Genomic DNA, 319 nt, shown 5'->3' on the forward strand with positions numbered 1-319 from the left:
GCCAGCAACATCTTTTGCAGTCACATCGACCACTTCACCATTGGTTAATGGTGTGGTTAGATCTACTGTATAGTTGCCATTTTCATCGGTAACCGCTGTACCCAATACGTTACCGCCTTGGTCTTTAACTGTCACTGTTGAACCTGGTTCTGCTGTACCTGTTACTTGCGTTCCATTATTAACAACATCTGCTGTCGGAGCAGTTGGAGCAGTCGTATCATCAGCTGTTGCTTGAGTAGGTTCAGATTCATTGCCAGCAACATCTTTTGCAGTCACATCGACCACTTCACCATTGGTTAATGGTGTGGTTAGATCTACT

1 protein-coding gene is annotated in these 319 nt (G+C 44.8%); it reads right to left on the reverse strand.

Annotated elements, in window-relative coordinates; translation table 11 throughout:
• On the reverse strand, positions 1-319 hold a 319-nt coding region (locus WFN33_RS20265; protein WP_336954833.1), incomplete at both ends, for an Ig-like domain-containing protein.

Source organism: Acinetobacter sp. AS167, assembly GCF_037152175.1.
Classification (GTDB): Bacteria; Pseudomonadota; Gammaproteobacteria; order Pseudomonadales; family Moraxellaceae; genus Acinetobacter.